The following is a 26743-nucleotide window of genomic DNA, read 5'->3' on the forward strand; positions in this document are numbered from 1 at the left end:
CCCGGACGGGCCCCTGGCCCCGCCGATGCCCTACCGTGTGGCCCGTGGAAAGGCACCAGGACAGACCCCCCGTCCCGCCCGGCCCCCTGCGGATACGCATGGCCGCGGCGGCTCTCGCCGCGGCCCTCTCGGCGTCCGCCGGCGCCTGGGCGTACCTCCGCGCGGGCGGCGGCGCGGGCGACATCGCCCGGGACCTCGCCGTCGGCGTCGCCTACGCGGGCGGCGGCCTCACCGCCTGGTGGCACCGGCCCGCCAACCGCACCGGACCGCTCATGGTCGCCGAGGGCATCACCTGGTTCGTGGGCAACCTCCAGGGCACCGGCGTGCCCGCGCTCTTCGCGTTCGGCGCCTGGTGGGAGGCGCTCAACATGGCCGTCCTCGTCCACCTCGTCGTCACCTTCCCCGACGGCCGCCTCGCCTCCGCGCTCGCCCGCCGCCTCGTGGTCTTCTCGTACGGACTCGTCGCCGTCGGCGGCCTGCTGCGCGCCCTCACCTACGACCCGGCGGTCGTCGCCCGGGAGGCCACGTACCTCTCCTGCAACGACTGCGGGCCCAACCTCCTGAACGTCCCCGCGCTGAACGACCTCTTCACCCCGGTCGACACCGTCTACCGGGCGCTCGGCTGGCTGCTGTCGATCGTGCTGGTCGTCGCTATCGTGCGCCGCTGGCAGCATGCCTCGGTGGCCCGCCGCCGGGCGCTGCTGCCCGCGTGGATCGCCATCGCGATCGCCTCCGCCTTCCTGCTCTGGGACCTGCTGCTCCTCTTCCTGCCGACACCGCCCGCCGGGACCTTCCAGGAAGCGGTCTTCCTGCTCTCCGACGTCACCCAGGTCGCCGTCCCCGTGGCCTTCCTGGTCGGCCTGCTGCGGATGAGGCTCCAGCGCGCCGAGGTCGGCGACCTCGTCATCGACCTGGGCAGCGACCCCGACCAGGACAAGCTGCGCGCGGCGCTCGGCCGGGTGCTGGGCGACCCGGGCCTGCGGCTCGGCGTCTGGCAGGAGGAGAAGGGGGAGTACGTCGACGGCTCCGGCCAGAGCGTGCGCGGCGGCGGCCCCGGGCGCACCCGCGTCGACTCCTCCCGGGGCACCCCGCTCGCCCTCCTGCACCACGACCCGGCGCTCGCCGAGGACCCGGCCCTGCTGGAGTCGGTCGGGGCGGCGCTGCGGCTGGCCCTGGAGAACGTATGGCTGCGCACCCAGGCCAAGGAGGTCACCTCCCGCATCGTGCGCGCCGCCGACGCCGAACGCGGCCGGCTGGAACGTGACCTGCACGACGGCGCGCAGGCCCGCCTGGTCTTCGCGATGATGGCGCTGCGCCGTGTCGACCGGGGCCTGGCCGACCACCCCGACCCCTCCCTGCGCGCCTCCCTCGCGGAGGTGGAGGAGAGCCTGACCCTCGCCCTGGAGGAACTGCGCGGCATCGCCCACGGCATCCACCCCGCCGTCCTCACCCGCGAGGGGCTCGGGCCCGCGCTCACCGCGCTCGCCCAGCAGGCCGCCGTGCCCGTCGTGGTCGCCGCCGAGCCCCGGCGCTACGACCCGGTCGTCGAGTCCACCGCGTACTTCACCGTCTGCGAGGCCCTCGCCAACGCGGCCAAGCACGCCCGCGCCCGCGCGGTCAGCGTCTCCGCCCGGCACACCGGCGACCGGCTCGTCGTGGAGACGGTCGACGACGGCGTCGGCGGCGCGGACACCGCCGCGGGGAGCGGACTGCGGGGGCTGGCCGACCGGCTCGCCGCCGTGGACGGGATACTGCACGTCGACAGTCCCGCAGGTGGCGGGACCCGGATCAGGGCGGAGTTGCCGTGCGCATGACAGTGGGCCGGAGTGGGACGGAGCCGGTGTGCGCGTGACAGTGGACCGGAGCACAAGGGGGCCGGTGTGCGCGTGATCGTGGCCGAGGACTCGGCGCTGCTGCGGCAGGGGATCGTACGGCTCCTCGGCGACGCGGGATTCGAGGTGGTCGCCGAACTCGGCGACGCCGAGGCGCTGCCCGCGCTCGTCGACCGGCACCGCCCGGACTCCGTGCTCCTGGACATCCGGATGCCGCCCACCCACACCGACGAGGGCCTGCGCGCCGCATCCGCGATCCGCGCACAGCACCCCGGGACCGGCATCCTGCTGCTGTCCCAGTACGTCGAGACCACCGACACGGTGCGCGAACTGGCCCGCGACCCGCGCGGCTTCGGCTACCTGCTGAAGGAACGCGTCGCCGACATCGACGAACTCGGCAGCGCCCTGAAGCGGGTCGCGGCGGGGGAGAGCGTCCTGGACCCGCAGGTCGTGGCCCGGCTGCTGGCCGCCCCGCGCGCACCCGGCCCGCTGGACGAACTGACCGGCCGCGAGCGCGAGGTGCTGGGGCTGATGGCCGAGGGGCGCAGCAACGACGCCATCGCCCGGCACCTGGTCATCGGCGCGAAGACGGTCGAGACGCACGTCCGCAACATCTTCGCCAAGCTGGCACTGGAGACGGACCTGCACGACCACCGCAGGGTGCGGGCCGTGCTCACGTATCTGCGCGCCTGAGCGTGTCTGCGCGCCCGAGCAGGCCGCAGGAAGAGGTACCAGCAATCCGTTCCGGGACGACGTCTCCCCCGAGATCCCCCGTGTTTCCCCCGTCGTCGTCCCCGGAACGGTGCCGGTGAAAGCAACCATAGGCAGCCTGACCGGTCCTGACATCAGGGTCTGCCCTGAGATCCGGAATCTTCGCGTCCTGCCCGATCACCGGGCCTGCACGGGCTGCCTGGCCGTCGGGCCGCCCACCCGTCACGCAACGGACGGTCGGCTGCACGACGTCGGCCATCAGCGACCCGACGGCCGCGCGCCGACGGCGGTGCGTTTCCCCGCGGTGCGGCCGGATGGGCGAGGCAGGCCGTGTAGCGACTGCGTGCGACGCGCACACGTTCGAGACTGCGCCTACCGGACACTCCGTGTCATGTCGGACCGACGGTCGGCCGCGGGTGTCCCGGGAGGAGCGAGGAAGCGATGGAAGTCTGGCTGCTGAACAACCTCAGTACGCTCGGTCTCGCCGTACTGATGATCGGCGGCGTCTTCGCCTTCGCCGCGCTGGGCAGCATGCTCACCCGCCGGAAGTTCCCCCAGGTGATCAAGGGCAGCAACAACGACATGGTCGGTGTGCTGCTCGGCATGTACGGCGCGATCTACGGCCTCATCCTGGCCTTCGTCGTGGTGGCCGAGTGGGAGGGGATAGGAGTCGCCGAGAACATCGTCGCCAACGAGGCCACCCACGCGGCCGAGATCGTCCGGGGCGCCGCCGCGTTCCCCGAGCCGACCCGCACCGAACTGGTCCGTGCCGTCGGCGACTACGCGCACGCCGTCGTCGACGTCCAGTGGCCGCTGATGAAGGCCGGATAGTCCGACAGCCGGGCCACCGAGACCGCCCTCCAGGGCGTCTACAAGGTCCTCCAGAACTACGAGCCCACCACCGAGTCCGAGAAGGCGTACTACGCGCAGGCCGTCTCCCACCTCGACGAGGTCGTCTCCGACCGCCGCGACCGCATCACCGCCTCCAAGTCCGAACTGCCGATACTCCTGAAGGTGCTGGTCTACGGCGGAGCGCTCGTCATGGTCCCGCTGACCTTCCTGTAGGGCATCGCCAACAAGAAGGCCCAGCTGATGTTCGTCGGCTCGGTCGCCGCTCTGATCGGCGTGAGCCTGCTGCTCACGCTCTCCCTGGACCGGCCGTTCGCGGGCGACCTCGCGGTGCCGCCGACACCGTTCATGGAAGGCGCGCTGGCGCAGTTCTGGAAGTAGCCGGCAGCCGTGTTCTCCGGCAGGCGCGGGGAGTACGGAAGAGGGGCGGCCCGCATCGGCGGTGCCGCCCCTCTTCGCGTGCCGGTCGCTCAGCTCCCCGCCATCACGATCACGCTGTCCCCCTCGCCGAACCGCAGCCGTCCCGTCTTGTCCGGGTTCAGATGGATGCCGTACATCGGCGGCTGCGCGGCCTCCGAGAGCCGCCGGTAGCCGATCGCCGAGTGCCCCTGGAGGCGGGCCGACTCCACCACCGTGTAGAAGTCCATCTCGCGCTCCAGCACCACGTAGTCCCGGGCGGGCTTGAGGTAGATCTCGCTGCCCTGCGCACGGAAGAGGTACTCGAACAGGTCGGCCAGGTTCCGGTTCTCCGAGACCTGCGTCATCAGCAGGCTGATCAGCTTGTCGCTGACGATGAAGTCGTCGCTCTCACTGATCGGTGCCAGCGCCCGGTTGCGGTCGTCGGTCAGCTCCGCCACCACCGGCAGCGCCCGCCCCATCCCGCCGGCGATGCTGCGCAGCTGGAGCAGTGTCACCAGGGTGCGGTTGTCGGCGCGCAGCCCCATCGTGCCGTCGGCGTCGTCGCTGAGCACGATCACGTGGTCGTACGAAGCGAGGTCCAGGCCGCGCAGGACGTCCGGCTCCGTCACGTCGCCGATGCGGAACTCCGCGGTCAGCGCGCCGCGCCCCCGCGGCACGGTCCGCACGGTCTCGGCGAGCTCCGGCTCCCGGGCGACCACGTCGATCACCGAGCCGTCGGCGACGTACTGGTCCAGCTCCGTGATGACGGTCGTGGCCCGCCGGTTCCAGCCCAGCATCAGGGTGCGCTCCGGCCGCGCGGGGCGCGGGGCCGGGGTGACGATCGCCGCCCGGTCGATCGTCCACCGGTGGTCGGAGAGGACGATCGTGTCGTCGTCCCAGGAGATCGCGACGATCTCGTCGCCCTCGTGGATACGGGTCTCGGAGGGCGGGTTCAGCTCCAGGGTGCCGTCGGCCCTGCGCAGGCCGATCACCGAGGACGTCGCGTACGACATGAGCGCCTCGGCGTAGGTGCGGCCCGCGAGCTTCGGCTCGGGCGTGATGTAGAACTCGTTGTCCTCGTAGGTGAGGAGGTCCGTGTAGACCACCGACAGGCCCGGCTGGCGGCAGGTCTGCACGATGAGGCGGGCCGCGATGTCGTCGATGCTCAGCACGCAGGCCCCGGCGCCCGCCGCGAGCCGCGCCGCGTCCCGGTTGCGTACGTCCTGCACGGCGGCCAGCAGGTGCTGTGGCCGGTCCTGCATGCCGGGGCTCTTGGTGACGGCCAGCAGGGTCTTCACGATGTCGGCGTCGCCGTCCTCGCCGCCCGGCGTCAGCACGATCACCGCCCGCGCACCTTGCGGGTTGACCCGCTCGATGTCGGCCGGGTCGACGGGGCTTCCGGTGCGGCAGATCACCCGGGTGCGGCCGGTGCTCGGCACCCGGGCCCGGATCAGCTCCTCCATCTCGACCTTGTCCTTGGGGGCGAGGATCGCGATGGACGACCGACGCTGGTTGGCGTTGGCCTCCGCCAACTCCTTGATCACTGGGTAGACCTGCTCCGACCAGCCCAGGACCACGGTGTGGTGGTCTTCGAGGACCATGGACCTGCCCTGGCGCAGGTCCAGGATCTTGCGGTTGACGCCCGCAGCGATCAGCCCGACCAGGCTGCTCGCGAAGAACAGCCCCACCAGCGCGAGCAGGATCGACAGCGCCACGAACACCGGCGTGCCGACCGCGCCGCCCAGTTTGAACGCCGTGCTGACGTTCTTCCAGATCTCCGCGAGCTGGTTCTGGAGCGTGGTGGGCCGTCCGGTGTCGGCCCAGACCAGCAGGGCGCTCACCGGGACGACGATCGCCAGGCAGATCAGGGACAGCCAGCCGATCAGGGCCGGGGTGCCGCGGGTCATGGTGTTGTCGAACCAGTACCGAAGCCGGGGTCTGACGGCAGAAGTGCGGGCCATGCCGCATCTCACCTCCGGGAACGTGCAGAACGGGACCAGAACGGCACACGGACAAATCGCCCATGTGTTCCCGATCCTCCACCGGGAGCGGGGTCGCCGCAGCCGTCCCGGACGGGCTGCGCGACCATTCGGGTGCATTCCCGCAGCCGCTCCCCGGGGGGTTCAGCAAGCCGCCGTACGGGTGAACCTGCCGGTCTGTGCGAGGTCCTCCTCGATTCCCGAGGCCACCGCCCGCAGCGCCGGAAGCACATCGGTGCGGACCTGCGCGGCGGTGCGCCGGCTGCTGTGCATCGCGACGTTCACGGCCGCCACCGCCCGTCCCGTACGGTCCCGGACGGGCACCGCCACCGAGCGCAGGCCCTCCTCCAGCTCGCCGTCCGTCATGGCGAACCGGTCCCTGCGCACCCGCTCCAGCACGCCGGCCAGCTTTTCGGCGGAGGTCACCGTGTGCCGGGTCAGCGGCTGCGGCGCGGACTCCGAGAGCCGCCGCGCCCGCTCGTCCTCGGGCAGGTCGGCCAGCAGGACCCGGCCCATGGAGGTCGCGTACGCGGGGAAGCGGGTGCCCACCGTGATGTTGACGTTCATCACGCGGCTGGTGGCGACCCGGGCCGTGTACTGGATCTCCGTGCCGGTCAGCACGGACAGGGACGTCGAGTCGTGCACCCGCTGGGCCAGCTCCGTCAGATGGGGCTCCGCGATCTGCGGCAATGTGAGGCGTGACAGCGGCGGGAAGCCGAGCCCCAGCACCTGCGGCGTCGGCCCGAACAGTCCGTCGTGCGCCTCCACGTATCCCAGGTGCACGAAGGTGATCAGCGCGCGCCGTGCCGTCGCCCGCGCCAGACCGCAGGCCTCGGCGACACCCGTCAGGGTCAGCTCCCGGCGCCCCGCGCCGAATGCCGTCAGCACGGTCAGCCCGCGCGCCAGCGACTCCACGAATCCCGCGCCCAGTTCCTGCTTCGACGCACCGGTCCAACTCGCCAGCGGGGCAACGGACGTGGCGGGCTCCTCGGCGGGCGCCTCGCGCAGTTCCCGCTCCATCCGTGCCACGGTCGCCCGCAGCCGGGGCAGCACGGCCTTGCGCAGCGAGGCGGCGCTGTGCCTGCTGGTGTGGCTGACCACGCTCACCGCGCACACCGGCCGCCCGTCCGCATCCCGTACGGGAAGCGCGAGCGCGACCAGGCCCGGCTCGATCAACTGGTCGTCCAGGGCCCAGCCTTGAGCCTCCGCCTGCCGGGAGCGCTCGGTGAAGTGCGCCTCGTCGGGGGCCTGTTGAAGGGGTGGTACGGCCAGGAAGCCGAGCCCCTGCGGATCGGCCTGCCGGCGCTCGCGCCAGCGGGCCCACGCCTCCTCGTCCCAGTCGGCGGCGAACAGGGCGCCGGGTGCGGTCCGTTCGGCGGGCAGCAGGTCGCCGATGCGGAAGCTGAGCGACATCGCGCGCCGTCGCGTCGACTGGTGCACGAAACGGATGCCGTCGCGGTCGGGCACGGCCAGCGACACCGACTCGTCCAGCGCGTCGGCCAGCTGCTCGGCTTGCGGGCCGAGCAGGTCGGGGATCCGCAGCGCGGACAGATAGGCGTTGCCCAGCTCCATCAGGCGCGGGGCGAGGGCGGCGTCCCGGCCGTCGAGGCGCACGTACCCCATGCGGGCCAGGGTCTGGGTGATCCGGTCGACGGTGGAGCGGGCCAGGCCGGTCGACCGTACGAGATCGCCCAGGCTCAGCCGTCCGCCCGCGTCGGTGAGGCGGCGCAGCACCTCGATGCCGCGCAGCAGCGGGCCGACGGCCTCGGCGGGGGCTTCGGCGGGGGCCTGCTGGGCCGGGGTGGTCGTGTTCATGTCGGGCATCGGCTCTCCGTGGCTGATCTTGGGGGCAACCGTAGCCGGACCCCGCCCCCGGGCGGTGGGGCATTGACAGGCCGGACGGGTCGACGCAGACTCTGGGCGAGTCAAGTGTGAACTCTAGTTCATCAGGCGAACAGCCTGGGGTCAGGAATTCCTTCATGGACAAGGTCAGGGCCACCGCCGCCGAAGCGGTCGCCGACATCCCCGCCGGAGCCTCCCTCGCGGTCGGCGGCTTCGGACTCAGCGGCGTGCCGAACGTGCTGATCCAGGCGCTCTACGACGCCGGACCCGGGGACTTGAGCGTCGTCTCCAACAACTGCGGCGTCGACGGCGGTGGCCTGGGCATCCTGCTCGCCGCCGGCCGCATCGTCCGCGTCACCGGCTCCTACGTCGGCGAGAACAAGGAGTTCGCCCGCCAGTACCTCGGCGGCGAACTGGAGGTCGAACTCGTCCCGCAGGGCACCCTCGCCGAGCGGCTGCGCGCGGGCGGCGCGGGCATCCCCGCCTTCTTCACCCCCGCCGGAGTCGGCACCCAGGTCGCCGACGGCGGCCTGCCCTGGCGCTACGCAGCAGACGGTTCGGTCGCGGTGCCGTCCCCGGCCAAGGAGGTGCGCACCTTCGACGGCCAGGAGTACGTCATGGAGCGCGGCATCCGCACCGACTTCGCGCTCGTACGGGCCTGGAAGGGCGACCGGCACGGCAACCTCGTCTTCCGCCGCTCGGCACGGAACTTCAACCCGCTCTCCGCCATGGCCGGACGCATCACGATCGCCGAGGTCGAAGAACTCGTCGAACCGGGCACGCTCGACCCCGACGCGGTGCATGTCCCCGGCGTCTTCGTGCAGCGCGTCGTGGAGCTGACCCCGGAGCAGGCCGCCGACAAGGCCATCGAACGGCGCATGATTTCCGCGCCTCCGGCACGAGGGACCGTACGCTCATGAGCTGGACCCGCACGGAGATGGCCGCCCGCGCCGCCGCCGAACTGACCGACGGCAGCTACGTGAACCTGGGCATCGGCCTGCCGACCCTTGTCCCGAACTACCTGCCCGAGGACATCGACGTCGTCCTGCACTCCGAGAACGGACTGCTCGGCGTCGGTCCGTACCCGACGGAGTCCGAGGTCGACCCGGACCTGATCAACGCGGGCAAGGAGACGGTCACCGTCCTGCCCGGCTCCTCCTTCTTCGACTCCGCCCTCTCCTTCGGGATGATCCGGGGCGGCCACATCGACACCGCGATCCTCGGCGCCATGCAGGTCTCGGCCGGCGGCGACCTCGCCAACTGGTCCATCCCCGGCAAGATGATCAAGGGGATGGGCGGGGCCATGGACCTCGTCCACGGAGCCCGCCGGGTCATCGTCCTCACCGACCACACCGCCAAGGACGGCACCCCGAAGATCGTGGGCGAATGCACTCTGCCGCTCACCGGCAAGGCGTGCGTGCACCGCATCATCACCGACCTCGGCGTCCTGGACGTCACCGACGCCGGACTGGTGCTGGTGGAGACCGCGCCGGGCGTCAGTGCCGAGGAACTCATCGAGAAGACGGGCGCACCCGTCGCCCTCGTCGCCCGCGGAGAGGTCGTGGCGCGATGACGACGCTTCGTGACGTGTACGTGGTGGACGCGGTCCGCACCCCGGTCGGCAAGTACGGCGGCGCCCTCGCGGGTGTCCGGCCCGACGACCTCGCCGCGACCGTGCTGCGCCAGTTGGTCGCCCGTACACCGGACTTGGACCCGGCCCGGATCGACGACGTCTTCTTCGGCAACGCCAACGGCGCGGGCGAGGAGAACCGGGACGTCGCCCGCATGGCCGTCCTGCTCGCCGGACTCCCGGTCACCGTGCCGGGCGTCACCGTCAACCGGCTCTGCGGTTCCGGCATGGAGGCCGTGATCCAGGCGGCCCGCGCCATCGCGGTCGGGGACGCCTCCGTCGCGGTCGCGGGCGGCGTCGAGTCCATGAGCCGAGCCCCCTGGGTGCTGCCCAAGCCGGAGCGCGCCTTCCCCGCCGGGCACCAGCAGATGTACTCCACCACCCTCGGCTGGCGGATGACCAACCCGCGCATGCCCGAGGAGTGGACGGTCGCGCTGGGGGAGGGGGCGGAGCTGGTCGCGGACCGGTACTCCGTCACGCGGGAGGCGCAGGACGCCTTCGCTCTGACGAGTCATCAGAAGGCTGCCGCTGCCTGGCAGAACGGACTGTACGACGGCGAGGTCGTCCCCGTCGAAGGCGTCGACCTCGCCCGCGACGAGTGCATCCGCGAGACCTCCACCATCGAGGCGCTCGCCAAACTCAAGCCCGTCTTCCGTAAGGGCGGCACCGTCACCGCAGGGAACTCCTCCCCGCTCAACGACGGCGCCGCCGCCCTGCTCCTCGTCGACGAGGACGGACTGCGCGCCACCGGCCGCGAGCCCCTCGCCCGCATCAGCGCCTCCGCCGTCACCGGCATCGAGCCGCAGTTCTTCGGCGCGGGCCCCGTCGAGGCGGTCCACCGCGCCCTGAAGAAGGCCGGTCGCGGCCTGGGCGACCTCGACGTCGTCGAGCTGAACGAAGCCTTCGCCGCGCAGGCCCTCGCCTGCCTCTCCCAGTGGCCCGGCCTGGACCCCGCCGTCGTCAACCCGCGCGGCGGCGCCCTCGCCGTCGGCCACCCCCTCGGCGCGTCCGGCGCCCGCATCGCCGGAGCCGTCGCCCACCAGCTCGCCGCAGCAGGCTCCGGCACCGGGATCGCCACCCTGTGCATCGGCGTCGGGCAGGGCCTCGCACTCGTACTGGAAAGGTGAACACCCCTTGAGCTCCGCCGAACTGACGCAAGATCACATCAGTGCCGAGATAGCCGAGCGGCACGAGGCCGTCGCCAAGGCCGTCGCGGAGGGCGCTCGGGCCCCGCACCACCCGCCGCGCGACTTCACCCCGTACCGCAGCAGCATCCTGCGCCACCCGCAGCAGCCGCTGATCGCGGTGGACGGCGACCCGGAGGCCGCCGAACTCCACGGCCCCGTCTTCGGCGTCACCGACGTCACCGACCTCGACGCCGACCTCACCCGCCAGCACGCGGGGGAGCCGCTCGGCGAGCGCATCACCGTCACCGGACGCGTCCTGGACCGGCACGGCCGCCCCGTACGCGGCCAGCTCGTCGAGCTGTGGCAGGCCAACGCGTCGGGCCGGTACGCGCACCAGCGCGACCAGCACCCCGCCCCGCTCGACCCCAACTTCACCGGTGTGGGGCGCTGCCTGACGGATGATCAGGGCCAGTACTCCTTCACCACGGTCAAGCCCGGCGCGTACCCCTGGCGCAACCACCTCAACGCCTGGCGGCCCGCGCACATCCACTTCTCCCTCTTCGGGACGGCCTTCACCCAGCGCCTGGTCACCCAGATGTACTTCCCCGGCGACCCGCTCTTCCCGTACGACCCGATCCTCCAGTCGGTCACCGACCAGGCCGCCCGGGACCGCCTCGTCGCCGCCTACGACCACTCCCTCTCGCGCCCCGAATGGTCGCTCGGCTACCGCTGGGACATCGTCCTGGACGGCCCCGCCGCCACGCTGCCCGACCCCGAGGAGAACCACTGATGCCCGGCGTCCTCCCCCCGACCCCCTCCCAGACGGTCGGCCCCTTCTACGGCTACGCGCTGCCCTTCACCGGAGGCGGCGACATCGCCCCGGCGGGCCACCCGGACACGGTCACCGTCCACGGCTACGTACGCGACGGCAACGGCGACCCGATCCCCGACGCTGTGATCGAGACCTGGCAGGCCGCTCCCGACGGCTCCCTCGCGGGACTTCCCGGATCGCTTCGCCGCGACCCGGTGACCGGCGGCTTCCTCGGCCGCAACGGCGTCGACTTCACCGGCTTCGGCCGGGTCGCGACGGACGCGGACGGCTACTGGGCGGTGCGCACGCTGACGCCGCCTGACGCCACCCCGTACCTCTCGGTGTGCGTGTTCGCGCGCGGCCTGATGCATCACCTCTACACCCGGGCCTACTTCACGGACGACATCCCGGCGGGCCCGCTCGCCGAGCTGCCCGCCGCCCGCCGGGCGACGCTGCTCGCGGTGCCCGAGTCGGACGGGCTGCGGCGCTTCGACATCCGGGTGCAGGGGGAGCGGGAGACGGTGTTCCTTGACTTCCGGTGAGCCCTTCGCGTCGGCCGGCCTCTTCTCGCCCGGTGCGGTCGGCAGCGCCGCCGAGGCCGAGACCGGCGACCGGGCCTTCCTCCAGGCCCTCCTCGACGCCGAAGCCGCACTGACGCGGGCGCAGGCCCGGGTCGGGGCGGCCCCAGCGAGCGCCGCGGCGACGGTGACGGAGGCGGCCGACGCGGACCGTTACGACGCACGCGACCTGGCGCTGCGGGCACGGGCGGGCGGCAACCCGGTCATCCCGCTGATCGCCGACCTGACCGCACGAGTGGCCCAAGTGTCTGCTGCTGAGGCCGAGTTCGTGCATCGGGGGGCGACCAGTCAGGACATTCTCGACACCGCCCTCATGCTGGTCGCGGTACGCACGCTGGACCATGTCCTCGCCGACCTGGACGCCACGGCCGCCTCGCTGGGCGCCCTCGCGGCACAGCACCGCACTTCACCCATGGCGGGCCGCACCCTCACCCAGCACGCCGTGCCGACCACCTTCGGGCTGAAGGCCGCCGGGTGGCGCTCGCTCGTCCTGGACGCCCACGACCGACTGTCGGCGGTCCGCGAGTCGCTCCCGGCCCAACTGGGCGGAGCGGCAGGCACCTTGGCCGCCTTCGGTGAGTACGGTCCTGCGGCACCGCTCGACCTCGTTTCGGCGTACGCGGCCGAGCTCGGCCTGGCCGTGCCCGACCTGCCCTGGCACACCCTCCGTACACCGGTCGCGGACCTGGCGGGCGCGCTCGCCTTCACGGCGGGTGCACTGGGCAAGATCGCCGCCGACGTCCTGGTCCTCTCCCGCACCGAGATCGGCGAACTCGCGGAGGGCGCCGGCGGGGGTTCGTCCGCGATGCCGCACAAGAGCAATCCGGTGCGAGCCACGCTCATCGCGGCCACCGCCCGTCAAGTGCCCGCGCTGACAGGGGTGTTGTACGCCTCCCTCGCCGCCGAGGACGAACGCCCCGCCGGGGCCTGGCACGCGGAGTGGCAGCCCCTGCGCGACGCCCTGCGCCTCACGGGCGGCGCGGCGCGCGACGCGGCGGAACTCGCCGGGGGGCTGACGGTCCACACGGCACGCATGCGGGCCCATCTCGACCGTACGAACGGCCTGATCGCCTCGGAACGACTGAGTGCGGCACTGGCCCCGCTGCTCGGCCGGGCGGAGGCCAAACAGGCCCTGTCGCGGGCCACCGCGCACGCCGTGGAACACGGCACGGACCTGGCGGAGGCGCTCGCGGAGCAGCCAGCGGTCGTGGCGGCGCTCGCCGGGGCTGCACCCCGGGACGCCGCAGGTGCACCGCCGGACGGGACAGGTCCGGCCGCCGCGACCCAGGCTTCCGACGCGCACCGGACCGCACTCGCCCGCCTGCGCGACCTGGCCGACCCCACCCAGTACCTGGGCTCCGCCCCCGAACTCGTCGACCGGGCCCTCGCCCGGCACCCCCTCGCCCGCCACCCCCGCACCCCCCTCCAGGACCCCCGATGAACCAACCCCTCCTCCACCACCGCACCGACGGCCCCGCCGACGCCCCGCCGCTCCTCCTCGGGCCCTCCCTCGGCACCTCCCTGCGAGTCTGGGAACCCCAAGTCCGCGCCCTGGCAGGTGAGTTCCGCGTCATCCGGTGGGATCTGCCCGGACACGGCGGGTCCGCCGCGCAGCTCATCGAGGCCGGGGCGGAGGTCGCCGACCTCGGGCGGCTCGTGCTCGGGCTCGCCGACGCGCTCGGCGTCGAACGGTTCTCGTACGCCGGGATCTCGCTCGGCGGAGCCGTCGGGTCGTGGCTCGCCGTGCACCACCCCGAGCGGGTCGAGCGGCTCGCCCTCGTCTGCACGGCGGCCCGCTTCGGGACGCCCGAGGCGTGGCAGCAGCGGGCCGCGCTGGTGCGCCGCGAAGGCATGGAGCCACTGGTGGCGACCGCGCCCGGACGCTGGTTCACCCCCGGCTTCCAGGGGCCGGCCGCCACGGAGCTGGCCGAGGCGCAGCGCACCGTCGACCCGGCCGCGTACGCCGCGTGCTGCGACGCCCTCGCCGCCTTCGACCTGCGCGACGACCTCGGCAAGATCACCGCCCCGACCCTGGTGATCACCGGGCGCGCCGACGCCGCGACCCCGCCCGCCGACGCCCGCCTGCTCACGGACTCGATTCCCGACGCGACCCTGGTCGAGCTCCCGCATGCCGCACATCTGGCGGGGGTGGAGCGCCCGGACGCCGTACTGGCGCCGCTCCAGGGCCACTTGGGGACTTCGGGCGCCGTCGCACCCTCCGGGACCGCTTCCACGGGCGACCGCACCGCCCGGCGGGCCCACGCCGACGGGATGCGCGTCCGGCGGGCCGTGCTCGGTGACGCCCACGTGGACCGTGCCGTCGCCCGCACCACCCCCCTCACCGCCCGCTTCCAGGACTTCATCACCCGGTACGCCTGGGGCGAGATCTGGACCGGCGACACCCTCGACCGGCGCACCCGCAGCTGCATCACCCTCACCGCCCTCGTCGCGGGCGGACACCACGACGAGCTGGCCATGCACGTACGGGCCGCCCTCCGCAACGGGCTCAGCCCCGACGAGATCGGCGAAGTCCTCCTCCAGTCCGCCGTCTACTGCGGCGTACCGGCAGCCAACTCCGCCTTCGGCATCGCCCAGCGCGTCCTGGACGACATCGCAGCAGAAGCCACCTCAGAAGCCACCGCAGACGCCATCAGCGAAACGGACAACTGACCCCATGCACACCACAGTCGGCATCATCGGCGGCGGCCCGGCCGGCCTCCTCCTCGCCCGCCTCCTGCACAACGCCGGAATCGACAGCGTCGTCCTGGAGAGCCGCGACCGCGCCTACGTCGAGCAGCGCCAGCGCGCCGGAATCCTCGAACAGGGGACCGTCGACATCCTCCGCGCCGCCGGAGCGGGCGCCCGCATGGACACCGAGGGCATGCCGCACGACGGCATCGAGCTGCGCTTCGACGGCCGCGCCCACCGCCTCGACTTCCCCGCCCTCACCGGCGGACGCAGCGTCATGGTGTACGCCCAGACGGAGGTCGTGAAGGATCTGATAGCCCTTCAACTCGCCGACGGCGGCACGCTGTTGTTCGATGCCGAAGTCACGGCAGTCGAGGGTGCGGACACCGAGCGGCCCACCGTCCGCTACCGGCACGACGGCCAGGACAAGACCCTCACCTGTGACTACGTCGTCGGCTGCGACGGCTTCCACGGGGTCGCCCGCAACGCCGTCCCGGAGTCCGTCCGCACGACGTACGAGCGGACCTACCCCTACTCCTGGCTCGGCATCCTCGCCGACGCCCGCCCCGTCTACGACGAGCTGATCTACGCCCACCACGAGCGCGGCTTCGCCCTCGCCAGCATGCGCTCGCCCACGGTCAGCCGCCTCTACCTCCAGGTCCCCAACGGCACCGACCCCGCCGACTGGTCCGACGAGAGGATCTGGGACGAGCTCGACGCCCGGTTCGCGACGGACGCCGACCCGGGATGGAAGCTGGAGCGCGGGACCGTCACCTCCAAGTCGGTTCTCCCGATGCGCAGTCACGTCACCGAGCCCATGCGGTACGGAAGGGTCTTCCTCGCCGGGGACGCCGCCCACATCGTCCCGCCGACCGGCGCCAAGGGCCTCAACCTGGCCGCCGCCGACGTCGTCCGCCTCGCCGAGGCGTTCACCCGGCTGCACACCACCGGCGGGACGGACCTCCTCGACGCCTACTCGGACGCCGCGCTGCGCCGGGTCTGGCGGGCCGAGCACTTCTCGTACTTCATGACGACGACGCTCCACTCGGAGCCCGAGCAGTCGCCGTTCCAGACCCGGCTCCAGATCTCCCAGCTCGACCGCATCGCCTCCTCGGAGCACGCTGCGGCCGAACTCGCGGAGAACTACGCGGGGTTGCCCTTCACCGGCTGAGTCAGCTGCGCGGCGGGCGGGGCCGTACGACCCCGCCCGCCCAGCCGGGCCGCCACCGGCACCAGCACGATCGCCACCGCCCCCAGCAGCCCGGCCAGCGCGAACGACGTGAAGCCCCAGCTCTGGTTGCCGCTGGAGGCCAGCGCCCCGCCCAGCCACGGCCCGAACACCGCGCCCGTGCGGCCGACGCCGGTCACCCAGCCGAGCCCGGCGGCCCGCTCGCTGTCCCGGTAGAGGGTGTTGCTCGCCGCGTACACCATCACCTGCGCGCTGAACAGCCACACACCGGTGACGGCCACGACGACGTACGTCCAGCCCAGCGGCAGATGCGACTTGAGCAGCAGCGCGCCGACCGCCGTCAGCACGAACCAGATCGCGGAGACCCGCACCGCCCCGAACCGGTCGGCGGTGCGGCCCGCGATCAGCATGCCGACGATGCCGCCCGCATTGATGACCATGAGGAAGCTGACCGACGAGGTCAGACCGTAGCCCGAGGCGCGCATCATCTGCGGCAGCCAGGTCGTCACCCCGTACACGAGCAGCAGCCCGCAGAAGGAGGCCAGCCACAGCAGCGGTGTCGCCCACCGCGACTCCGGCCGGAACAGCGCCAGTACGGCGTCCCAGCGGCCCTTCGCCCCGGCCGCCGGAGCCTCCACCGCCGTCGGCCGCGCCAGCCCGTACCGGTCCGCGACCGCGTCGGCCTTCGCCCGCTCGCCGCGCGCCAGCAGCACCCCGGGCGACTCCGGCATCAGCTTCAGCAGCAGCGGTACGGTCACCACGGCCGGCAGCACGCCCGCCCAGAACACCCAGCGCCAGCCCGCCGCCGGGGCCAGCGTCAGCCCGAGTCCCGTCGCGACCATGCCGCCCGCGTGGTACGAGGTCATCAGGAGCCCGGTGGTGAGCGCGGCCCGGCGAGGCGGCGCGAACTCCATCACCATCGCCAGGCACAGCGGCATCAGCCCGCCGAGCCCGAGCCCGGCGACGAACCGGCCCGCCCCGAAGAGTGCGGGCGTCCCGGCGGCCGCGCACAGTGCCGAGCCGAGCGAGAACAGGAGCACGCTGCCCGCCAGCATCGGGCGGCGGCCCAGCCAGTCGGTGAGGTTCCCGGCGGTGAGTGCGCCGATGAGCATGCCGAAGGTGGTCCAGCTGCCGATGGTGCCCGCACTGGAGGCGGTCAGTCCGAGGCCGGGGTCGTCGAGCATGTGCGGCATGACGGCGCCGTAGATGTTGACGTCCATGCCGTCGAAGAACACGGCCAGCCAGCACAGGGCGAGCACGGGCAGGACGGAGCGGAAGGTGTGGGGGCGGCCCGGAGGAGCGGGGGCGGTCATCCAAGTCCCTTGCAGTGTGGGGGAGTTGTGGCTGCGATGTCGTCAGCGTGTTCGTGCAGTGAACTTAGCTTCGCCATCGGGGTGGCAAGAGTGTCCGCCGGGGGCGAGTGCATGTCAATGAAATGCGGACCGCTATGATCCGCGGTCATCGGCAGGTGAAACGTGTAACCAACGTCTGGGCACCCACACGGCACCCACCTTGGGCACCCGCACGACACCTGCCCGGGCACCTTCACCGCACCACTCGACGGACATTTCGACGGACAGGGGAATTCCGTGCGCATCACGGGCAGAATCGCACGCCGGACCGGAGCGGCGGCCGCAGCCTTGCTGGCCGCCACACTGGTCGCGGCGTCCACGGCCACCTCCACGGCGGCCACCGCTCAGCCGGTCGCCGCACAGTCGGCCGCGAAGGGCGGGCCCACCGTGGCCGCCCCCGCGACCGTCACCACCGACACCGGCGCCCTGCACGGCGCCCCCGAACGCTTCCTCGGCGTCCCCTACGCCGCACCCCCGGTCGGCGGGCTCCGCTGGAAGTCCTCTCAGCCCGCAGCGAGTTGGCGCGGCATCCGCGAGGCCACCCAGCCGGCCGCGGTCTGCGCGCAGAACGCCAGCCCCGAGGGCGGCGACGTCTTCAACGAGGACTGCCTGACCCTCGACGTCTACCGCCCGGCCCGCCTGCCGAAGCACGGCAAGCTGCCCGTGATGGTCTTCGTGCACGGCGGCGGCTTCACCACCGGCCGCACCGCCAACTACGACGGCGCCCGCATGGCCGAGGCCGGGAACATGATCGTCGTCATGCCGCAGTACCGGCTCGGCGCCTTCTCCGCCCTCACCCTCAAGGACGGCCCGCAGGGCAACTTCGGCCTCGCCGACCAGCAGGCCGCCCTGCGCTGGGTGCAGCGCAACATCGCCTCCTTCGGCGGCGACCGCGGCAACGTCACCCTCTCCGGCGAGTCCGCCGGCGGTATGTCGGTGTGCGCCCAGCTCGTCTCCCCGGCCGCGAAGGGCCTCTTCCACAAGGCCGTCATTCAGTCCGGCGGCTGCACCGACGGCGTCCGCACCGAGGCCGAGAAGACCGGCGCGGCGGTCGCCAAGTCCCTGAACTGCACCGACGAGGCCTGCCTGCGGGGCAAGTCCGCCCAGGAGATCCTCACCGCCTGGGGTCCGCGCGGCGCGGGCTTCCACACCGGGGGCGCCGACCTGCCCCTCGACCCGGCGCAGGCCGTCGCGGAGGGCCGTCACCACCGGGTGCCCGTCGTCATCGGCAACACCCGGGACGAGATGCGCGGCTTCATGTTCGGCGCGTACCCGCTCAACCAGCAGAAGTACGAAGCGGCCGTCGCCGACCTGGGAAAGGCCGCCCCGCGCGCCCTGGCCGCGTACCCGCTGAAGAACTACGAGTACCCGGAGTACGCGCTCGGCGCGCTCCAGACCGACCGGCTCGTCGCCTGCCCGAGCCGGACCCTGGCGGCCTCGCTGGCGGCGACCACGCCGACGTACTTCTTCGAGTTCGCCGACCGCACCGCACCGGCCTTCACCTCCCTCGGCGCGCCGGTCCCGCTGCCGCCGGGGCGCTCCGGCGGCGCGTACCACACGGCCGAACTCCAGTACCTCGTCGGCTACAAGCTCACCGCGGGCCCGCTCGACGCCGAGCAGCGGCAGCTGTCCGACCGGATGATCGCGCACTGGGCGTCGTTCGCGCGCACGGGTACTCCGTCGACGTACGGTACGGCCAACTGGCCTCGCTACACGGCAGGTTCGAAGCAGGTGCTGGAGTTCCGGACCGGTGCGCGCGGCATCAGGACCGTCGGTGACACCGACCGCCGCCACCAGTGCTGGCTGTGGGACTCGGCGACGTCACTCAACTCCTTCGGAGGGTGACCCCTGGCGGTCCGCGACCCGCTCGCGGACCGCCGTCACGCCGCCGCCGGGATCGGCCAGGTCCCGGCGGTGCGTCTCGCCCGCCCACCAGAACGCGCCGATCGTGCACAGCAGCGTGAAGAGCAGGAAGCACGCCACCGGCGTCGTCGACCCGTACCGCCCGAGCAGCGCGATCCCGATGATCGGCGCGAGCGATCCGCCCAGCACGGTGGCGAGTTGATAGCCGAGCGAGGCACCCGTGTAGCGCACGGCGCTCGGGAACAGCTCCGCGAAGAACGCCGCCTGCGCCCCGCACAGCAGCCCGTGCAGGACCAGGCCGACCGTCACCACCACCGTGACCGTCACCGGTGCGCCCGAGTCGACGAACGGCAGCCCGACGAACGCCCACACCCCGATCACGCACGCCAGCACGATGCTCGGCACCCGCCGCCCGAACCGGTCGGTGAACGCACCGCCCGCGAGCATCGCCACCACCTGGAACGCGGACGCGATCGTGATCGCGGTCAGGCCCACGCTTTTGGGTGCCTTGACCTGTTCGGCCAGGTAGGACAGCAGGAAGATGCTGAAGGTGTAGTACGTCGCCTTCTCGCCCAGCGCCGCGAGTGCGGCGATCGCCACCGGGCGGCGGTGCTCGCGCAGGACGGTCGTGAGCGGGGCGCGCTCGGGCGCCGCCTCACGGGCCGCGACGAACAGCGGCGACTCCTCGACCGAGCGGCGCAGCCACAGGCCGAGGATCACCAGCACCGCCGACAGCAGGAACGGGATGCGCCAACCCCACTCCACGAACTCGGAGTTGGTGATCCCCAGACCCAGCAGGGCGAGCACGGCCGTCGAGAGCATGTTGCCCAGCGGCCCGCCCGCCTGCGGCCAACTGCTCCAGAAACCCCGCCGCTCGCGGGAGCCGTACTCCGCGACCAGCAGTACCGCCCCGCCCCACTCGCCGCCCAGCGCCACGCCCTGCACGAGACGGCACAGGGTGAGCAGGACCGGGGCGAGCGCGCCGATGGAGGCGTACGAGGGGATGAGCCCGATGCAGACCGTCGCCCCGCCCATCAGCAGCAGGCTGAACGCCAGCATGGGCTTGCGGCCGTACCGGTCGCCGAAGTGCCCGAAGAGGATGCCGCCGAGGGGACGGGCCAGGAAGCCGACCGCGTAGGTGACCAGGGCGAGGAGGATGCCGGTCAGGGGGTCGCTGGACGGGAAGAACACCTTGTTGAAGACGAGGGCGGCGGCCGTGCCGTACAGGAAGAAGTCGTAGAACTCGATCGTCGTGCCCGCGACGCTCGCGGCGAGCACTTTGGCCATGCGGCTGCGGGGCGGGGGAGTGGGGGTGGAGGTGCTCAACGCGGGGCTCCTGGCGCGGGGTTGGGGGGGAGGAGGGCCGGGGCCAGGGTAGGGAGATCTCGATGTCCATGACAATCCTGTGGGGGTACGCAGGTTACTTCCGGCGCCCTCACGCCCCACTCCCTCACCCCACCAGCCTGAGCCCCGTCCCCGCCCGCCCCACCCACACGCACTGCCCCCACCCCACCTCGACCGCGTCCCCCTCCATCCCGTCCCCGAACGCCACCATCCGGTCCGACTCCACCGTCACCCGCAGCCTCTCGGCCCCGGACAGGACCCCCTCCACCCGCGAGGTCCCCGTCGTCGGCGACGGCCACGCCTCCCGGACGAACCACGCCAGCCCCGGATCGCGCGGGCCCGGCAGGGACAGCGCCGACCCGCGCTCCAGCCAGAGCGAGCGCAGCCACCCCGTGGCCCCCGTGCCCGTGCCGACCAGCACGCCGGAGGACGCCTGGGCCTCGTCGTCGCCGGGGGCGTCGTCGAGGCCGATCCGGTAGCGCGCCGTCTGGTGACCCGCCGGGCCGAGGAAGATCTCGTTGAGCGCCACCAGCCGCTGGGTGTCGTCCGCCACCGCCTCCACCATCGTCAGCAGCTCGCCCGCCGCGCCGCCGTCCACCGCCGCCCGCATCAGCTTCCCCGCGTCCGCCGGACGGTGCCGCACCAGCACCCCCGGATTGCGGCCCGGGTCGGTGTCGACGCCCACCACGGGCTGCCCGTCGAGGTACTTGGCCGTGTTCGCCACCAGCCCGTCCTGCCCGACCACCACCACGACGTCCTCGGGCCCGAACAGGAACCGGTCCAGGTCCGCCCGCTCCACCCGGGCCTGCCGCCACTGCAACGGCACCGCGCCGACCACCTCCGCCAGCGCCCGCCGCGTTCTCGCGTGCCGCTCCTCGACCTCCCGGATGCCCCGTCCCCGCGAGCGCAGGAAGAACTCGGCCTGGCCGCGTGTGCCGTGCCGGGCGAGCAACTCCTCGTACTCACTGGTGCGATGGACCAGGACCGCCCGGGGGGCCAGACTCATGAGGCGCCGCCGCCCAGCCGCGCCAGCATCCCCGTCAGCACGTCCGGCGACACGGTGAGGCTCTCGATGCGCGGGACGTTCTCCGCGAGCCGGGTCGCCGCCAGCGCGTGCAGGGTCGCCGGATCGACGTCCCCGTGCACCCGCAGCCATGCCGCCTGCGCCTCGGCGCGGGCCTCGCCGACCGCGCGCGCCGCCTCTGCCTCCGCACGGGCCAGCCGTACCGCGCGGGTGGCCTCCGCCTCGGCCTTCACCCCGTCGGCGGCCGCCAGTTCCTCCGCCTCGCGGCGGGCGTTGGTGCCGCGCTGGTCGACCAACTGCTCCTCCTGACGGGCGAGTTCGATACGGCTGGCGAGCTCGTTCTCCGCGATGGCCCGCTCGCGCTCCACCGCGACCGCCCGCCGCTGGTACGTCGCCCGGTCGGCCTCCTGCTGGATCTGCTCCCGCGCCGGAGTGCGCAACGCCCGCTCCACGTCCGCCTCGGGCCGGATCGCCACCACCCGCACGGCGACGACCTCGATACCGGTGGCGGGCAGTCGCGGCTCGGACTCCAGACCGGTCGCGATCCGGCTCCGTACCGCGGACACACCATCAACAAGGGCTTCCGCCAAGGGAATGCGCGCCAGCGTGTCCAGGGCGTGCTGCTGCGCGGTTTCCGTGAGCAGCGTCGCGATCTGCTCCAGCGGTGCACCCCGCCAGGAGCCCGAGTCGGGGTCCACCGAGAAGTCGAGCCGGGCGGCGGCCACCGCCGGGTCGCTGATCCGGTACGTGACCGTGGCCTGGAGGGTGACGTCCTGGAAGTCGGCCGTACGGGCGTGGAAGGCCATCGCCAACTCCCGGTCACTGACCGGCACTTCGGAGAGTGCGGCGGTCAGCGACCGGAACCAGAAGCTGAGCCCCGGCCCGTCGTGGACGAGCTTGCCGCGCGTGTGATGGCGGATGTGGGCGGTGGGTGCGGACCGCAGATGGCGCCAGCCGAGGCGCCGGGTGATGTCGGCCATGAGTGGACCCCCCTCTTTCTCGTCTTCATGACGATAAGGGGGGGTCGGGTTCTCGTCAATACGACGAAAGGGGGAGGCGGTGCGGGCGAAGGGACCGTCAGACGATGCCCTCCGCGATCTCCTCCCGCTCCCGCTGGGTCCCGTACGCCGCCTCCGACGGCACGCCGTACGCCTTGCGGGCCACGTACCACCACGCCGTCGCCAGGATCAGCACCACGGCCAGCGCGATCACCGCGTAGTTCATCGACTCCCAGTTCACCGGCGCCTTCTGCGGCAGCAGGAACAGCACCGTCACGACCGCCACCCACGACACGGCGATCCAACCGATCGGCCTGCTCCACCGCCCCAGGTGCCACGGCCCCTTCTGGAACCGGTCGCCCGCCCGCAGCCGCAGGAAGATCGGAATGGCGTACGCGGGCGTGATCCCGATGACGTTGATCGCCGTCACCGCGCCGTACGCGGTCGCCGAGTACAAAGACGGCACCGCCAGCAGGCACGCCACGCCCACCGACAGCCACACCGCCGGAACCGGCGTCTGGGTACGGCTGCTGACCCGCCGCCACAGCTTCGAACCCGGCAGCGCATTGTCCCGGCTGAACGCGAACACCATCCGGCTCGCCGCCGCGACCTCGGCGTTCCCGCAGAACAGCTGCGCCACGATCACCACGAGCAGCAGCGCCGTCGCACCGCCCGAACCCAACGCGTCCAGCAGGATCTGGGCCGGCGGCACCCCGGTCTCACTGCCCACCGTGCCCGCGTAGTCCTGAATCGCGAAGGTCAGCCCCGCCAGCAGGGCGAAGCCCGCCAGCCACGACACCCAGATGGCCCGCACGATGCCCCGCGAGGCCGCCACCGACGCGTTCGCCGTCTCCTCCGACAGATGCGCGGAAGCGTCGTACCCGCAGAAGGTGTACTGCGCGAGCAGCAGACCGATCGCCGCCACGTAGATCGGACTGTCGATGCCCGTGTCGTTCACGAACTCCGTGAAGACGAACCCCGCCGACTGGTGGTGGTCCGGAACGATCGCCAGCGCACCGACGATCACCGCCACACCGCCCAGGTGCCACCACACGCTGATCGAGTTCAGCACGCTGACCAGCCGCACCCCGAACAGGTTCAGCACCGCGTGCAGCAGCAGGATGCACATGAAGATGAGCATCGTGGAGCCCGGCGTCGGCTCGAACCCGAATCGCAGGTTCAGGAAGGCCCCGGTGAACAGCGCCGCACCGTAGTCGATACCCGCTATCGCACCCAGCAGACCCAGCAGGTTGAGCCACCCGGTGTACCAGCCCCACTTGCGGCCGCCGAGCCGGTCCGCCATGTAGTAGAGCGCACCCGACGTCGGGTACGCGCTGGTCACCTCGGCCAGCGCCATGCCCACCGTCAGCACGAACAGCCCGACGCCGACCCAGCCCCACATCATCACGGCGGGACCGCCGGTGCCCAGGCCGAACCCGTACAGCGTCATGCAGCCGGACAGCACCGAGATGACCGAGAAGCTGATCGCGAAGTTGCCGAACCCGCCCATCCGGCGGGCCAGCACCGGCTGATAGCCGAGTTCCCGCAGGCGGGCCTCCTCGTCCTGCTGTGCCGGGGGTTGCGAGCGGGCGCCCTTCTTGAACGACGGGGCGGAGAGGGACATGAGTCTTCCTTCACTGGGGGGACGAATGTTGTGGGGAGGGATACGGAGTCAGGGCGCGCCGGAAGCCTCCAGCGACCGCGAGCGGGCCCGGAGGTACAGCTCCACGGCCCCCTGAGCGGTGTCGCCGTGGTCGTCGCGGATGCGGTACGTCCACGGCACGGGCGCGTAGTACGGGTCCAGCGTCCGGAACACCCGGGCCGCTTCGGCGAACTCGTGCGCACCCCACAGGGCGTGCGCCAGGTGGCTCAGGTCCAGGAGCGAGGAATCGGCGGGATCGGCGAAGTCGAACCAGTCGTGCAGCGCCGCCCGCCCGTCACGGAGCGCCTCGTCCGTCACCCAGTGCAGGTCGAGCGCCCTGTCCTGGCCGCGCTCGCGCCGGTAGCGCTCCGCCCGCACGTACAGCGGCAGCACATGAGCGGGGGATCCCAGCGGGGCCGAAGAGACCGCCCAGCGGGCGTAGTTGACGGCTTCCGGCAGTGCGCCGTGCGGACTGCGCGCGTACACGAACTGGAGCATCCGCTGATGGGCCTCCCGGTTGTCGGGATCCCGCTTGGCGACCTGTTCCAGCAGGGCCCACGGGCCGGGGAACAGCATCGGCCCCGGCGGCGGCAGCCGGTGCTCCGGCATCCGCTGCTCCCGGTCGAGCGGGGCGAGGGCCAGCAGACCGACCCACGGCACCGGGTCGTCCGGCGCCTGCTCGGCGTAGACCCGGCACGCCTCCCACGCCTCGTGCCACCACACCCGGGTCTGCGGGTGGTCCTCCCGGTGCGCCCGGGCGGCCCGCTCCACCGCGACCCGGGCGTGCATCGCGGTCGCCGCGGCGCTGTGCGGCTCCTCGGCACGCCAGGCACGCACCGTGTCCGTACCGGCAGCGACGGCCGCCAGGACCTGGGTCCGCCGGGTCCACGCGGACCAACTGGGCGTGGCCTCCAATAAGTTCCGCATCGCCAGCCATCTGCCCGCCCGTAACTCCTGTACGACGGAACGTAATTCGGCGTCATGACCTGCGGGATGGTACACCGGACGGAAGTCGTCGCTGGGCATCGTCGCTGGTCCTCTGGTGCGGTCGCCGGCAGGTGGGGGGCAGGCGGAGACGGCTGCGCCCCACGGATGAACCGTGCGCAACTGCCGTGTGCCGCCGTGTAGTTGACCATGAATCGCAATTCCGGTCCAGCGAATGCGGCCATCAGGGAACGCCCGGGTCCGTATGTGCTTGACGGGGGCCGGGCGTCTGACGGAGGCTTTGGCCGGACTTCGGGCGGTGTGCGGGGCGAGGGGGCGCGGGGATGAACGGGGCAGTCGGCGGCGCGGCACGAGGGGTGTCCGGGAGCGGGCCGGTGCTCGCCGTGGACCAGGGCACGTCCGCCACCAAAGCGCTGGTGATCTGCCCCGAACGCGGCGTGCTCGGCACCGGCCGGGCCCCCGTGCACCCCCGCCACCTGCCCGGCGGCCGGGTGGAGGTCTCCCCCCAGGAGCTGTACGCGTCCGTCCTCGCCGCCGGCCGCGAAGCCCTCGCGGCGGCGGGCGAACCGGTCGCCGCCGTCGGCCTGGCCAACCAGGGCGAGACCGTATTCGCCTGGGACCCGGCCACGGGCGATCCACTCACCGAAGCCATCGTCTGGCAGGACCGCCGCGCCACCGACATCTGCACCGAACTCGCCCCGTACGAAGACAAGTTGAGACACCTCACCGGCCTCCCCCTCGACCCCTACTTCGCTGCGCCCAAGATGGCGTGGATACGCCGCCACCTCACCCGCGCCGGAACCGTCACCACCAGCGACTCCTGGCTGGTCCACCGGCTCACCGGCGCGTTCGTCACGGACGCGGCGACGGCGGGGCGCACCCAGCTCCTCGACCTCGACAGCGCCTCCTGGTCCGCCGCCGCACTCGACTTGTACGACCTCGGCGAGGAGCCTCTCCCCGAGGTCGTCGCCTGCGACCACCCCGTCGGCACGACCACGGCCTTCGGCGGCGAACTCCCGCTCACCGGACTCCTGGTGGACCAGCAGGCGGCGCTCCTCGCCCACGGCGCGACGACGCCGGGAGCCGCCAAGTGCACGTACGGAACGGGGGCGTTCCTCCTCGCGCAGGCGGGCGGGCGCCCCGTCCGGCCCACGACCGGCCTGGTCGGCTGCGTGGCCTGGCAGCTCGGGGACCGCACCGACTACTGCCTCGACGGCCAGGTCTACACGGCGGCCTCGGCCGTACGGTGGCTCACCGACCTGGGCGTCATCGCGGGCGCCCACGACCTCGACAGGGTCGCCGGGCAGGTCCCCGACGCGGGGGGCGTCACCTTCGTACCGGCACTGGCGGGGCTGGCCGCGCCGTGGTGGCGCAGCGAGGCACGCGGCAGCCTGAGCGGCCTCGGCCTGGACACCACCGCAGGCCACCTGGTGCGGGCCCTGTGCGAGGGCCTGGCGGCGCAGGTCGCGGAGCTGGTGGCGGCGACCGGGGCTGAATTGGGCTCCCCCCTCCAGGAGTTGAGGGTCGACGGCGGTCTGACCCGGTCCTCGGTCCTCATGCAGACGCAGGCGGACCTCCTCCAGATTCCGGTGGTGGTGGCGGAGTCGCCGGACGCGACGGCACTGGGGGTGGCGGCTGCGGCCCGCCTGGGCCTGGGCGTGCCCTTGCCGGAGGCCCTCTTCGCGATGGGCCGCTCCTCGGCGGTCTACGAACCGGCGATCTCACCGACCGAGGCGGAGTCCCGCCGGGCCGCATTCCGCGCGGCTGTTTCCCACCCCTAGGTCGTGCGGGGCTTCGTCCCGGTCCCCTGCACTTGATGTGCCGCCCGAAGGGCAGGCACTCCAGGGGCGCGGGGAACTGCGCGACCAGCCACGAACCGACCCGCACGGAACCGTTCAATTGCCCCGCGAGTTTAGGTGAAGGGGCGGGGCCGGGGCGAA

The 26743-nt window shown here is 72.7% G+C and carries 20 protein-coding genes and 1 pseudogene; 13 read left to right on the plus strand and 8 right to left on the minus strand.

The window, feature by feature from the left end:
* Positions 1-44: 44 nt before the first annotated feature.
* The 3 genes and pseudogenes from IE269_RS21205 to IE269_RS43795 all read left to right on the plus strand — a co-directional run bounded on the left by IE269_RS21205 (position 45) and on the right by IE269_RS43795 (position 3773).
* Complete coding sequence (locus IE269_RS21205; RefSeq protein WP_229897969.1) at positions 45-1814, plus strand: sensor histidine kinase; 1770 nt, start codon at positions 45-47, stop codon at positions 1812-1814.
* 72 nt (positions 1815-1886) lie between these two features.
* A complete protein-coding gene (locus tag IE269_RS21210) occupies positions 1887-2525 on the plus strand; it encodes a response regulator (RefSeq protein ID WP_189824730.1) in 639 nt (212 codons plus the stop codon).
* Between the two features lie 510 nt (positions 2526-3035).
* Positions 3036-3773, plus strand: a pseudogene (locus IE269_RS43795) (bestrophin-like domain).
* Between the two features lie 89 nt (positions 3774-3862).
* Here the strand turns inward: IE269_RS43795 and IE269_RS21220 are convergent.
* Both IE269_RS21220 and IE269_RS21225 read right to left on the minus strand, forming a co-directional pair.
* Positions 3863-5752, minus strand: a complete 1890-nt coding sequence (locus IE269_RS21220) for a CASTOR/POLLUX-related putative ion channel (RefSeq protein WP_189824608.1) — start codon at positions 5750-5752, stop codon at positions 3863-3865.
* Positions 5753-5914: 162 nt separating this feature from the next.
* Positions 5915-7585, minus strand: coding sequence for an IclR family transcriptional regulator domain-containing protein (locus tag IE269_RS21225; protein WP_438817596.1), 1671 nt, complete (start codon positions 7583-7585; stop codon positions 5915-5917).
* A gap of 164 nt (positions 7586-7749) precedes the next feature.
* Here IE269_RS21225 and IE269_RS21230 point away from each other — a divergent pair, with 164 nt between their 5' ends.
* Genes IE269_RS21230 through IE269_RS21265 form a run of 8 tightly spaced genes read left to right on the plus strand, consistent with a single transcriptional unit; the run spans position 7750 to position 15617 of the window.
* Positions 7750-8532: a CoA transferase subunit A gene (locus tag IE269_RS21230; protein WP_189824610.1), complete on the plus strand. Its 783-nt coding sequence runs from the start codon at positions 7750-7752 to the stop codon at positions 8530-8532.
* Entirely contained in the window at positions 8529-9185 is a 657-nt protein-coding gene (locus IE269_RS21235; RefSeq protein WP_189824611.1) for a CoA transferase subunit B, read from the plus strand. Before IE269_RS21230 ends, IE269_RS21235 begins: the two co-directional genes overlap by 4 nt.
* A complete protein-coding gene (locus IE269_RS21240) occupies positions 9182-10369 on the plus strand; it encodes a thiolase family protein (protein ID WP_189824612.1) in 1188 nt (395 codons plus the stop codon). Before IE269_RS21235 ends, IE269_RS21240 begins: the two co-directional genes overlap by 4 nt.
* Before the next feature lie 7 nt (positions 10370-10376).
* Positions 10377-11159 (plus strand): protocatechuate 3,4-dioxygenase subunit beta, encoded by a 783-nt coding sequence (gene pcaH / locus IE269_RS21245; RefSeq protein ID WP_189824613.1) that lies wholly within the window; start codon positions 10377-10379, stop codon positions 11157-11159.
* Positions 11159-11722: a protocatechuate 3,4-dioxygenase subunit alpha gene (gene pcaG, locus IE269_RS21250; protein WP_189824614.1), complete on the plus strand. Its 564-nt coding sequence runs from the start codon at positions 11159-11161 to the stop codon at positions 11720-11722. Before pcaH ends, pcaG begins: the two co-directional genes overlap by 1 nt.
* Complete coding sequence (pcaB, locus tag IE269_RS21255; RefSeq protein WP_189824615.1) at positions 11709-13199, plus strand: 3-carboxy-cis,cis-muconate cycloisomerase; 1491 nt, start codon at positions 11709-11711, stop codon at positions 13197-13199. Before pcaG ends, pcaB begins: the two co-directional genes overlap by 14 nt.
* On the plus strand, positions 13196-14428 hold the full coding sequence (pcaDC, locus tag IE269_RS21260; protein ID WP_189824616.1) for a bifunctional 3-oxoadipate enol-lactonase/4-carboxymuconolactone decarboxylase PcaDC: 1233 nt from the start codon (positions 13196-13198) through the stop codon (positions 14426-14428). The genes pcaB and pcaDC overlap by 4 nt, the downstream gene beginning before the upstream one ends.
* Positions 14429-14432: 4 nt before the next feature.
* Positions 14433-15617, plus strand: a complete 1185-nt coding sequence (locus IE269_RS21265; RefSeq protein WP_189824617.1) for a 4-hydroxybenzoate 3-monooxygenase — start codon at positions 14433-14435, stop codon at positions 15615-15617.
* Here IE269_RS21265 and IE269_RS21270 read toward each other — a convergent pair.
* Positions 15590-16948 carry an MFS transporter gene (locus tag IE269_RS21270; protein WP_189824618.1) on the minus strand — a complete coding sequence of 453 codons (1359 nt, stop codon included), beginning with the start codon at positions 16946-16948 and terminating at the stop codon, positions 15590-15592. The two genes, IE269_RS21265 and IE269_RS21270, sit on opposite strands and share 28 nt — an antisense overlap.
* 276 nt (positions 16949-17224) lie before the next feature.
* On the opposite strand from IE269_RS21270, the gene IE269_RS21275 reads away from it, so the two are divergent.
* Positions 17225-18832 carry a carboxylesterase/lipase family protein gene (locus IE269_RS21275; protein ID WP_189824619.1) on the plus strand — a complete coding sequence of 536 codons (1608 nt, stop codon included), beginning with the start codon at positions 17225-17227 and terminating at the stop codon, positions 18830-18832.
* On the opposite strand, the gene IE269_RS21280 is transcribed toward IE269_RS21275, so the two are convergent.
* From IE269_RS21280 to IE269_RS21300, 5 genes are all read right to left on the minus strand, one after another.
* Positions 18809-20176, minus strand: a complete 1368-nt coding sequence (locus IE269_RS21280; RefSeq protein ID WP_229897967.1) for an MFS transporter — start codon at positions 20174-20176, stop codon at positions 18809-18811. The genes IE269_RS21275 and IE269_RS21280 overlap by 24 nt on opposite strands.
* A 124-nt stretch (positions 20177-20300) precedes the next feature.
* A complete protein-coding gene (locus tag IE269_RS21285; RefSeq protein ID WP_189824620.1) occupies positions 20301-21200 on the minus strand; it encodes an NAD(+)/NADH kinase in 900 nt (299 codons plus the stop codon).
* Positions 21197-22198, minus strand: a complete 1002-nt coding sequence (locus IE269_RS21290) for an SPFH domain-containing protein (RefSeq protein ID WP_189824621.1) — start codon at positions 22196-22198, stop codon at positions 21197-21199. The genes IE269_RS21285 and IE269_RS21290 overlap by 4 nt, the downstream gene beginning before the upstream one ends.
* Positions 22199-22295: 97 nt before the next feature.
* On the minus strand, positions 22296-23840 hold the full coding sequence (locus IE269_RS21295; RefSeq protein WP_189824622.1) for an amino acid permease: 1545 nt from the start codon (positions 23838-23840) through the stop codon (positions 22296-22298).
* A 48-nt stretch (positions 23841-23888) separates the two neighbouring features.
* Positions 23889-24884: a hypothetical protein gene (locus IE269_RS21300; protein ID WP_189824623.1), complete on the minus strand. Its 996-nt coding sequence runs from the start codon at positions 24882-24884 to the stop codon at positions 23889-23891.
* 242 nt (positions 24885-25126) lie between these two features.
* On the opposite strand from IE269_RS21300, the gene IE269_RS21305 reads away from it, so the two are divergent.
* Positions 25127-26584: an FGGY family carbohydrate kinase gene (locus tag IE269_RS21305; RefSeq protein ID WP_189824624.1), complete on the plus strand. Its 1458-nt coding sequence runs from the start codon at positions 25127-25129 to the stop codon at positions 26582-26584.
* Positions 26585-26743 lie beyond the last annotated feature (159 nt).

It is taken from the genome of Streptomyces spiroverticillatus (assembly GCA_014650415.1).
GTDB classification, from domain to species: Bacteria; Actinomycetota; Actinomycetes; order Streptomycetales; family Streptomycetaceae; genus Streptomyces; species Streptomyces spiroverticillatus.